The organism is Arthrobacter sp. PsM3, from assembly GCF_030433895.1.
Classification (GTDB): Bacteria; Actinomycetota; Actinomycetes; order Actinomycetales; family Micrococcaceae; genus Arthrobacter.
Window position 1 is genome coordinate 1 of sequence record NZ_JARUXE010000130.1, and the last position, 425, is coordinate 425.

1 protein-coding gene is annotated in these 425 nt (G+C 61.9%); it reads left to right on the top strand.

Features of this window, described 5'->3' with window-relative positions; translation table 11 throughout:
• On the top strand, positions 1-425 hold a 425-nt coding region (locus tag QCD75_RS21905), incomplete at both ends, for an aminopeptidase P family N-terminal domain-containing protein (RefSeq protein WP_301231628.1).

Consider the following 425-nt stretch of genomic DNA (forward strand, 5'->3'; position numbering starts at 1 on the left):
CAGAAGGAAAAGCTGACCTTTTCCAACGCCGAGTTTGAGCGCCGGCTCACCGGGCTGCGCCGGATCATGGATGAGAAGAACCTGGATGCTGTCGTCCTGACGAGCTACCACTCCATCAAGTACTACTCGGACTTCCTGTTCACCTACTTCGGCCGCTCCTACGCCATGGTGGTCACCAAGGACGACACCGTGACTGTCACGGCCAACATTGACGCCGGCATGCCGTGGCGGCGCAGCTACGGTGAGAACGTGGTCTACACGGACTGGCGCCGGGACAACTACATCTTCGCCATCCAGGAGGTGCTGCGCACCCGCGGCATCAACCCGCGCCGCATTGGCGTCGAGGACGATTCGCTCCCGCTGGACAACCGCAACAAGATCCAGGCAGCCTTCGAATCAGCCACCCTGGTCGACGTCGCCCAGGC